Origin of the sequence: Streptomyces sedi, assembly GCF_006335015.1 — a bacterium.
Classification (GTDB): Bacteria; Actinomycetota; Actinomycetes; order Streptomycetales; family Streptomycetaceae; genus Streptomyces; species Streptomyces sedi.
Genome location: NZ_VDGT01000002.1, coordinates 453,335 through 463,765, shown reverse-complemented (window position 1 = coordinate 463,765; position 10,431 = coordinate 453,335). Strand labels below are relative to the sequence as shown.

Sequence of the window (10,431 nt, the reverse complement as noted above, 5' to 3'; positions counted from 1 at the left end):
GCATGGCTTCAGGACCTACCGAGTTCGTCGTCGAGCAGCGCGAGCAGTTCGTCGGCGGAGGCGGTGCGCGCGTCCGTCCCGGTGTCGGCGGCTTCGGTGTGGGGGTGTGTCTCTTCCCAGCGGGCGAGCAGGGCGCGGAGGCGGGCGCCGATGTCGGCGTGCTGGGTGTCGTCCGGGGTGAGGAGGGACAGCGCGGATTCCAGGCGGTCCAGGTCGGTGTCGAGTGACGGGCCCTGGCCGCCGGGGAGTTCGGTGAGGACGTGGTCGGCGAGGGCGGCCGGCGTGGGGTGGTCGAAGACGAGGGTGGCGGGCAGGTTGAGCCCGGTGGTGGCGTTGAGGATGTTGCGGTACTCGACGGCGGTGAGGGAGTCGAAGCCGAGGTCCTGGAAGGCGCGTTCGGCTTCTATGGTTCGGCCGCCCTGGTGGCCGAGTACGGCGGCGGCCTGTTCGCGGACGAGGTCGAGTACGGCGCGGGCGCGTTCCTCAGGGGGGAGGGTGGCGAGGGTGCTCGCCAGGTCGGCGGGTTGGCCGGTGTCGGCGGCGGGGCCGGTGGTGGCGGGTCGGCCGCCGGGGAGTTCGCTCAGCAGGGGGCTGGGGCGGACGGCGGTGAAGGTGGGGGTGAACACGTCCCAGTCGACGTCGGCGACGAGTTCGGTGGGGGCGCCGTGCCGGATGGCGCGGTCGAGGGCGGCGACGGCGCGTTCGGGGTCGAGCGGGGGCAGGCCGCGGCGGCGGAGTGCTTCGCCGAGTGGCCCCTCGGCCATGCCGCCGCCGCCCCAGGGGCCCCAGGCGACGGCGGTGGCGGGCAGTCCTTCGGCGGCGCGGTGTTCGGCGAGCGCGTCGAGGTAGGCGTTGGCGGCGGCGTAGTTGGCCTGGCCGGGGGCGCCGAAGGTGGCGGCGACGGAGGAGAACAGGACGAACGCGGTGAGGTCCAGGTCGCGGGTGAGTTCGTGGAGGTTGACGGCGGCGTCGGTCTTGGGGCGGAGCACGGTGGCGAACCGGTCGGGGGTGAGGGAGGTGAGGACGCCGTCGTCGAGGACGCCGGCGGCGTGCACGACGGTGCTGAGCGGCTGGTCGTCGGGGATGGTGGCGAGCAGGGCGGCGAGGGCTTCGCGGTCGGCGGCGTCGCAGGCGGCGACGGTGACGCGGGCGCCGCGTGCGGTCAGCTCGTCGGCCAGTTCCTGGGCGCCGGGGGCTTCGGGGCCGCGTCGGCTGGTGAGCAGCAGGTGGGGGGCGCCGCGGTCGACCAGCCAGTGGGCGAGGTGCCGGCCGAGGGAGCCGGTGCCGCCGGTGACGAGGGCGGTGCCGGTGGGGTGCCAGTCGGTGGTGGGGCCGGGGGGTGCGGGCAGCAGCCGGCGGGCGTGGACGCCGGCGGGGCGGAGCGCGAGTTGGTCCTCGCCCTGGGCGCGGCCGAGGATGCCGGCGAGGCGGGCGGCGGCCGGGGCGTCGAGTGTTTCCGGCAGGTCGATCAACCCGCCCCAGCCTTCGGGGCGTTCGAGGGCGGCGACGCGGCCGAGGCCCCAGAGGGTCGCCTGGTCGGGGCGGGCGGGCGGGTCGGCTGCGCCGACGGTGACGGCGCCTCGGGTGGCGCACCACAGGGGGGCGGCGAGGTCGCGGTCGTCGAGTGCCTGGACGAGGGCGAGGGTGGCGGCGAGGGTGCCGGCCGGCGGGGTCGGGTCGAGGGCGAGGAGCGACAGCACGCCGGCGATCGGCTGGTCGGTGGGGAGCAGGGCGGCGAGCGTGGCGCGGTCGGGGGTGTCGCCGGTGTGCAGGGGGTGGACGTGGGCGCCGTGCCGGGTGAGTGCGGCGGTCACGGGTTCGGTGCCGGTGCCGTCGTCGCTGATGACCAGCCAGGTGCCGGTGAGGGTGGCGGGGGCGTCGTCGACGGCGCGCCAGGTGGCGCGGTAGCGCCAGCTGTCGGCGGCGGTGTGGGCGGCCTGTTCGTGTCGCCAGGTGGAGAGCCGGGGCAGCACGGTGGAGAGGGGCGCGTCGGGGGCGATGGCCAGGGTGTCGGCGAGGCCGCCGAGGTCGCCTTCGGCGACGGCGGCCCAAAACCGTTCGTCGATGGCCGAGCCGCCGCCGGTGGTGTGGCGGGTGGGCGGCTTGGGCCAGAACCGGTCGCGGCGGAACGCGTAGGTGGGCAGGTCGACGTGGCGGCCACCGGGGGTGAGTGCGGGCCAGTGGACGGTGGCGCCGCGGACGTGCAGCCCGGCGGCGGCGGTGGCGACGGCGAGCGGCTCGGGCTGGTCGGTGGTGGGGAGCGTCGGCAGGAAGGTGGCGTCGGGCGCGGATTCGCGGCCGAGGGCGGTGAGGGTGCTGCCGGGTCCGATTTCCAGGAAGAGGTCGGTCTCCTCGTGGACGAGGGTGTCGACGGCGTCGGCGAACCGGACGGGCTGGCGGGCGTGCCGCACCCAGTAGTCGGGGGAGGCGAGTTCCTCGGGGGTGGCGCGTGCGCCGGTGAGGGTGGAGACGATCGGGAGGGTGGGGGTGGCGTAGGTGACGCCTTCGAGTACCCGTCGGAAGTCGTCCAGCATGGGGTCCATCAGCGGGGAGTGGAAGGCGTGGCTGACGCGCAGGGGTGTCACCTTGCGGCCTTCGGCCCGCCAGTGGTCGGCGAGTTTGGCCACGTCGGGTGCGGGCCCCGAGATGACCAGGGAGGTGGGGCCGTTGACGGCGGCGATGCCGACGTTGTCGGTGAGCGTCGGGAGGGTCTCGGCCTCGGTGGCGCGGAGGGCGGCCATGGCGCCGCCGGGTGGCAGTGCCTGCATCAGGGCGGCGCGGGCGGCGACCACCTTCGCGGCGTCGGGCAGCGACCAGAGGCCGGCGACGTGGGCGGCGGCCAGTTCGCCGATGGAGTGGCCGGCCAGCACGTCGGGGTGCACGCCCCAGGACTCGAAGAGCCGGTGGAGGGCGACCTGGACGGCGAAGAGCGCCGGCTGGGTGAGGCCCGTCTCGTTCAGCGCCGCCTCGTCCGCGCCGTCGAGCGCGGCCCGCACGGCCGGGTCGAAGAGGGCCAGCGTCTCGTTCAGCGACTCGGTGAACACCGGGAAACGGGCGGCGAGTTCGCGGCCCATGCCGAGGCGCTGGCTGCCCTGCCCGGAGAAGAGGAACGCGAGGCGCTGCCCGTTGGCGGTGCCGGTGGTGACGAGCGCGCCGGCGGGGCGGCCCTCGGCGAGGGCGGCGAGCCCGTCGAGCAGGGTGGCGCGGTCCGGGCCGAGGACGACCGCGCGGTGGTCGAGGGCGGGGCGGCCGACGGCCAGGGTGTGGGCGACGTCGAGCGGGGGCAGCTCGGGGTGGTCGCCCAGGTGGGCGTGGAGTCGGGCGGCCTGGGCGGGCAGCACGTCGGCGCCGCGGGCGGCGAGCGGCAGCGCGAGCACGGGCGGTTCGGGGGCGGCGTGCGGGGGTTCCTCGGTGTCCGGCGCCTGTTCGATGACGGCGTGCGCGTTGGTGCCGCTGAAGCCGAAGGAGGAGACGCCGAACCGGCGCGGCCGGTCGGCCTCCGGCCAGGGGCGGGCCTCGGTCAGCAGCTCGACGGCGCCGGCCGACCAGTCGACCTGGGGGGTCGGTTCGGTGACGTGGAGGGTGCGGGGCAGCACGCCGTGGCGCATCGCCATCACCATCTTGATGACGCCGGCGACGCCCGCGGCGGCCTGGGTGTGGCCGAGGTTGGACTTCAACGAGCCGAGCCACAGGGGGGTTTCGTTGTCCCGGTCGCGGCCGTAGGTGGCGAGCAGCGCCTGCGCCTCGATGGGGTCGCCCAGCGTGGTGCCCGTGCCGTGCGCCTCGACGGCGTCCACGTCGGCCCCGGTCAGTCCGGCGTTGGCCAACGCCTGGCGGATGACGCGCTGTTGGGAGGGGCCGTTGGGCGCGGTGAGGCCGTTGGACGCGCCGTCCTGGTTGACGGCGGAGCCGCGCACCACGGCCAGCACCCGGTGGCCCTCGCGGCGTGCGTCGGCCAGCCGCTGGAGCACCAGCACGCCGACGCCCTCGCCCCAGCCGGTGCCGTCAGCGCTGTCGGAGAACGACTTGCAGCGGCCGTCGGCGGCGAGTCCGCGCTGCCTGCTGAAGTCGATGAAGGAGTCCGGCGTCGACATGACCGCGACGCCCCCGACCAGCGCCAGCGAGCACTCGCCCTGGCGGAGCGCCTGCGCGGCCCAGTGCAGGGCGACCAGCGAGGACGAGCAGGCGGTGTCGACGGTGACGGCCGGGCCCTCAAGGCCGAAGGTGTAGGAGACGCGGCCGGAGACGACGCTGGCGGCGTTGCCGGTGCCGATGTAGCCCTCGACGCTTTCGCCGCTGGCGGCCAGCAGGGTGCCGTAGTCCTGCATGTTGGTGCCGGTGAAGACGCCGACGTCGCGCCCGCGGGCCGCCTCCGGGTCGATGCCGGCGCGTTCGAACGCCTCCCAGGAGGTCTCCAGCAGCAGCCGCTGCTGCGGGTCCATGGTGAGGGCCTCGCGCGGGGAGATCCCGAAGAACTCCGGGTCGAAGCGGTCGGCCTCGTGGAGGAAGCCGCCTGAGCGGGTGTAGGTGGTGCCCTGGTGGTCGGGGTCCGGGTGGTAGAGCGAGGCCGTGTCCCAGCCTCGGTTGGTGGGGAACTCGGTGACGGCGTCGACCTCGTCGCGCACCAGCCGCCACAGGTCCTCGGGCGAGTTGACGCCGCCGGGGTAGCGGCAGCTCATGCCGACGATGGCGATCGGCTCGTCGACGGCGGCGACCCGGCCCGCCGCGTTCCGGCCGGTGTCGGGCGCGCCGGTCAGCTCGGCGTCGAGGAACGCGGCGAGCGCGGCCGGCGTCGGGTAGTCGAAGACGAGGGTGGCCGGCAGGGTCAGCTCGGTGGCCTCGGTGAGCTGGTTGCGCAGCTCGACGGCGGTCAGCGAGTCGAACCCGAGTTCCTTGAAGGGCCGTTCGGCGGCGACGGAACTGGCGGTGCCGTGGCCGAGGACGAGGGCGGCGTGGGTGCGGACCAGTTCCCGCAGCGCCCGCGCGCGGTCGGTCGCGGTCAGGCCGGCCAGCGAGCGGGCCAGCGCGGAGCCGGCGGCGGCGAGGGAGTCGGCGGCGGCGTCCCGGCGGGACGGCCGCGCGCTGTCGGGTGCCGCGCCGACCGGTGTGGCGCCGCCGACGAGGGCCGGGCCTTCGGGCCAGAACCGTTCCCGCTGGAAGGCGTAGGTGGGCAGCTCGACGCGCCCGCGGCCGGGGCCCAGCAGCGCCGTCCAGTCGACGGGCACGCCCCGCACGTGGGCCCTGGCCAACGCGGTCAGCAGCGCCGTCTCCTCGCCTCTGTCGCCGCGGAGCGTGGGGACGAACGCGGCGTCGGGCGCGGTCTCCTGGCCGAGCGCGGCGAGCGTGCCGCCGGGCCCGACCTCGACGAAGGTGGTGACGCCCTCGGCGGTCAACGCGGTCACGGCGTCGGCGAACCGCACCGGCTGGCGGGCCTGCCGCACCCAGTACTCGGGGTCGGCCAGCTCCTCGGCGGTGGCGAGGCGGCCGGTGAGGGTGGAGACGAGGGGCGGGGTCGGGATGTCGTAGCCGACGCCCTCCAGGACCCGGCGGTAGTCGTCCAGCATCGGGTCCATCAGCGGGGAGTGGAAGGCGTGGCTGACCCGCAGCCGGGTGACCTTGCGGTCCTGGCCGCGCCAGTGTTCGGCGACCGCCTCCACGTCGCCCTCGGCGCCCGAGACCACCACGGAGGTGGGGCCGTTGACGGCGGCGATGCCGACGTTCCCGGTCAGGGTGGGCGTGATCTCCGCCTCGCTCGCCCGGATCGCGGCCATCGCGCCGCCGGGCGGCAGCGCCTGCATCAGGGTGGCGCGGGCGGCGACCACCTTCGCCGCGTCGGGCAGCGACCAGAGGCCGGCGACATGGGCGGCGGCCAGCTCGCCCACGGAGTGGCCGGCGAGCACCTCGGGGCGCAGTCCGAGCGCCGTCAGCAGCCGGTGGAGGGCGACCTCGACGGCGAAGAGCACCGGCTGGGTGAGGCCCGTCTCGTTCAGCGCCGCCTCGTCCGCGCCGTCGAGCGCGGCCCGCACGGCCGGATCGAAGTGGGACAGCGTCTCGTTCAGCGCCTCGGCGAACACCGGGAAACGGGCGGCGAGTTCACGGCCCATGCCGAGCCGTTGGGCGCCCTGCCCGGAGAAGAGGAACGCGAGCGAGCCGGTGTCGGCCGTTCCGGTCACGGCGTCCGGCGTCGGCCGGCCCTCGGCCAGCGCGTCGAGGGCGGCCAGCCGGGCGTCCTGGCTGTCGGCGAGTATCACCGCGCGGCGGGCCAGGGCCGCCCTGCCGGTGGTGAGCGCCCGCGCCGCGTCCACCGGGTCGGGTGCGGCGAGCGCGGGGCGCAGCAGCGCGGCCTGGGCGCGCAGCGCCGCCGGGTCGTGGGCGGACAGCGGCCAGGGCAGCACGGCGCCGGCCGGGAACGGGGCGTTCTCCGCGACCGACGGGGGCGCGTCGGGGGCCTGTTCGACGATGAGGTGCGCGTTGGTGCCGCTCACCCCGAACGAGGAGATCCCGGCCCTGCGCGGCCGTTCGGTCACCGGCCAGGGGCGGGCCTCGGCCAGCAGCTCCACGGCGCCCGACGACCAGTCGACGTGTGTCGACGGCGCGTCGACGTGCAGCGTCGGCGGCAGCTGCCCGTGGCGCATGGCCTGCACCATCTTGATGACGCCGACCACGCCGGCCGCCGCCTGGGTGTGCCCGATGTTGGACTTGACCGAACCCAGCCACAGCGGCTCACCGGTGCGGCCCTGGCCGTAGGTGGCGAGCAGCGCCTGCGCCTCGATCGGGTCGCCCAACGTGGTGCCGGTGCCGTGCGCCTCGACCGCGTCCACCTCGGACGTGGTCAGGCCCGCGCTCTCCAACGCCTGCCGGATCACCCGCTGTTGGGAGGGGCCGTTGGGGGCGGTCAGGCCGTTGGACGCGCCGTCCTGGTTGACGGCCGAGCCGCGCACCACCGCGAGGATCGGGTGCCCGTTGCGTTGGGCGTCGGAGAGCCGCTCCACCAGCAGCAGCCCGACGCCCTCGCCCCAGCCGGTGCCGTCCGCGCCGTCGGCGAACGCCTTGCAGCGGCCGTCGACGGCGAGCCCGCGCTGCCTGCTGAACTCGACGAAGACGCCGGGCGTCGACATGACCGTCACCCCGCCGGCCAGCGCCAGCTCGCACTCGCCGGAACGCAGCGCGGCGACCGCCTGGTGGAGCGCCACCAGCGAGGAGGAGCAGGCCGTGTCGACGGTGACCGCCGGGCCCTCAAGGCCGAAGGTGTAGGAGATCCGCCCCGAGATGACGCTGGCGGCGCTGCCCGTGCCGACATAGCCGTCGACGTTCTCCCGGGACGCCGTCAGCAGCGGCGCGTAGTCCTGCCCGTTGGTGCCGACGAAGACCCCCGCCCTGCTGCCGCGCAGGCTGTCCGGGGCGATGCCGGCGCGTTCGAACACCTCCCAGGAGGCTTCCAGCAGCAGCCGCTGCTGCGGGTCCATCGCCAGGGCCTCGCGCGGCGAGATCCCGAAGAGGTCGGCGTCGAAGCCGCCCACGTCGGTGAGGAACGCGCCGTGCCGGCTGTAGGTGGTGCCGGGGTGCGCCGGGTCCGGGTCGTAGAGCGAATCGACGTCCCACCCGCGGTCGGTGGGGAACTCCGCCACGGCGTCCGTTCCCGAGGCGACCAGTCGCCACAGGTCCTCGGGCGAGGCGACGCCGCCGGGGAAGCGGCAGGCCATGCCGACGACGGCGATCGGCTCGCTGGCCCGCTCCTCGACGTCGCGCAGCCGTTGCCTGGTCTGCCGCAGGTCGGCGGTCAGGCGCTTCAGGTAGTCGAGGACCTTGTCGTCGTGCGACATGTGCGTGCTACCCCTCTTGGTGGAGTACGTGGTCGTCCGGGTCGGCGTCCGCGCCGCGGGTCAGGAGTCGAGTTCGCCGTCGATGATCTGGAAGACGTCGTCGAGCGTGGCGGCGCCGCTCAGGTCGTCCGCCGCGCCGTCCGGCGTCCTGCCGTCGGGCGCCCCGCCGTCCCAGGCGGTCAGCAGCGACCGCAGGCGCAGCCGGATGTCGCCGGCCAGCGCGTCGTCCGGGTCGAGCTTGGCGATGGAGACGGTCAGCCGGTTCAGCTCGCCCAGCACCTCGGCGGCCGGCGTGACCGGGTCGGCCAGCACGGTGGCCCGCAGGTGCGCGGCGAGCGCCGCCGGGCTGGGGTGGTCGAAGACCAGCGTCGCCGGCAGCCGCGAACCGGCCTCCGCGTCCAGCCGGTTGCGCAGCTCGACGGCGGTCAGCGAGTCGAACCCCAGCTCCTTGAACGCCCGGTCGGGGTCGACGGCCTCCGGCCCGGCGAAGCCCAGCACCGCCGCCGTGTGGCCGCGGACCAGCCGGACCAGCGCCCGGTGCTGCTCGGCCTCCGTCAGGTCGGCGAGCCGCTGGGCCAGCGGCACCGCCCCGGCGTCCCCGCCGGACCGCGCGGAGCGGCGGGCCGGCGCCGGCACCAGGCCGCGCAGCAGCGGCGGCACCCGGTCCGGGTGGGCGCGCAGCGCCGCCAGGTCCAGCGCGGCCGGCACGGCCGTCGCGGCGCCGGTGGCGCGCGCCGCGTCGAAGAGCGCCATGCCGTCCTCGGACGCCAGCGGCAGCACCCCGCCGCGCGCCAGCCGCCGCAGGTCGGCGTCGGCGAGATGCTCGGTGAGGCCGCTGGCCTCCGCCCACAGGCCCCAGGCCAGCGAGGTGGCGGGCAGCCCGGCGGCGCGGCGGTGCTGGGCCAGCGCGTCGAGATACGCGTTGGCAGCCGCGTAGTTGCCCTGCCCCGGGCCGCCGAAGGTGCCGGCCGCCGCCGAGAACAGCACGAACGCCGTCAGCCCCGACGCGGCGGTCAGCTCGTGCAGGTGCCGCGCCGCTTCGGCCTTGGGGCGGAACACCGCGTCGACCTGCTCAGGCGTCAGGGACTCCAGCACCGCGTCGTCCAACACGCCCGCCGTGTGCACCACCGCCTTCACCGGGTGCGCGGCGAGGAGTTCGGCCGCCGCTTCCCGGTCGCCCAGGTCGCAGGCGACGGCGGTGACCCGGGCGCCCAGCTCGGTCAGTTCCCGGCACAGCGCGTCGGCGCCCGGCGTCGCCGGGCCGCGCCGGCCGGCCAGCACCAGCTCCCGCACGCCGTGCCTGGCCACCAGGTGCCGCGCGGTCAGCCCGCCCAGCGTGCCCAGGCCGCCGGTCACCAGCACCGCGCCCTCGGGCGCGAACGGCGCCGGCGCGTCGGCCGGCACGGCCAGCCGGGCCAGCCGCGGCACGGCGACGGCGCCGCCGCGGACCGCGGCCTGCGGCTCGCCGGCCGCCACCACGGTGGGCAGCGCGCGCGGCGACCGGTCGGCGTCGTCGACATCGACCAGCGTGAACCGGTCAGGGTGCTCCGACTGCGCGGACCGCACCAGCCCCCACACGGGCGCCCGCACCAGGTCCGGCACGTCCTCGTCGGGGCCGGCCGCCACCGCGCCGCTGGTCACCAGCACCAGCCGGGACGCGGCGAGACGGTCCTCGGCCAGCCACGCCTGGAGCAGCGCGACGGTGTCCCTGGTCGCCTCGGCCGGTGTCGCGGCGCCCTCGCCGGGGGTGAGCGCCACCCAGCGGGGCGCCGGCGCGCCGCCTTCGACGGCCGCCAGCAGCGCGGCCAGGTCGCGGTGTTCCCCGACCGGCGCGCCGGCCGCGGTGAGCGCCCGCGCCAGCCGGCCGGCGCCTTCGCCGAGCACCGCCCAGGGGCCGGGTTCGGGCGCGGCGTCCGCCATGGGCACCCACTCCACCCCGAAGAGCGCGTCCCGGTGCGCGGAACGAGCCAGGTCCAGCTGCTCGGCGGAGATCGGCCGCACGCTCAACTCGTCGACGGCCACGACCGGTTGGCCGGCACCGTCGGCGGCGAGCAGCGCGAACCCGGACATCCCGACGGGCGTGATCCGCACCCGCAGCTCCCTCGCGCCGGCCGCCAGCAGCCGCACCCCGGTCCAGGAGAACGGCAGCCCGTCCACCGGCGTCGCGTGCCCGGCGGCGGCGTGCAGCGCGGCGTCCAGCAGCGCGGGGTGCAGGTCGAAACCGTCCTCCGCGAGGCCGTCCGCCAGCTCCACCTCGGCGAACAGCTCGTCGCCCTTCCGCCAGGCGGCGCGCAGCCCCCGGAAGGCCGGGCCGTGGTCGAGGCCGGCGGCGGCCAGCGCCGGGTAGAGGCCGGCCAGCTCGACCGGCTCCGCCCCGGCCGGCGGCCAGGCGACCAACTCCCCGGTGACGGGTGCGGCTTCGGCCGCCAGCGTGCCGGTGGCGTGCCGCGTCCAGCCGCCGCCCCGGTCGCCCCTGGAGTCCACGGTGAACGCCCGCCGGCCCGCCGCGTCGGGGCCGGCCAGGCTCAACCGCACCTGCGCACCGTCCCGTTCGGGCAGCACCAGCGGCGTCTCCAGCACCAGTTCGTCCAGCGCCGCGCAGCCCACC

Annotated in this window: 2 protein-coding genes (1 of these 2 running past the window's edge); both read right to left on the bottom strand. The window is 76.5% G+C overall.

The annotated features are described in order from the left end of the window. Window positions 1-8: 8 nt before the first annotated feature. The gene (locus FH715_RS04725; protein WP_139640949.1) at window positions 9-7,823 is read right to left on the bottom strand and encodes a type I polyketide synthase; all 7,815 of its coding nucleotides are present in this window, start codon (window positions 7,821-7,823) and stop codon (window positions 9-11) included. A 60-nt stretch (window positions 7,824-7,883) separates the two neighbouring features. Continuing rightward, on the bottom strand, window positions 7,884-10,431 hold the 3' end of the coding sequence (locus tag FH715_RS04720; protein WP_139640947.1) for a type I polyketide synthase. 26,783 nt of this gene lie beyond the right edge of the window; the window shows 2,548 of its 29,331 coding nt (coding positions 26,784-29,331); its start codon lies off the right edge, out of view; the stop codon is at window positions 7,884-7,886.

Bases quoted from the DNA above. Each gene is read 5' to 3' on its own strand.
- FH715_RS04725 (WP_139640949.1), bottom strand. From the start codon at position 7,823: ATGTCGCACGACGACAAGGTCCTCGACTACCTGAAGCGCCTGACCGCC.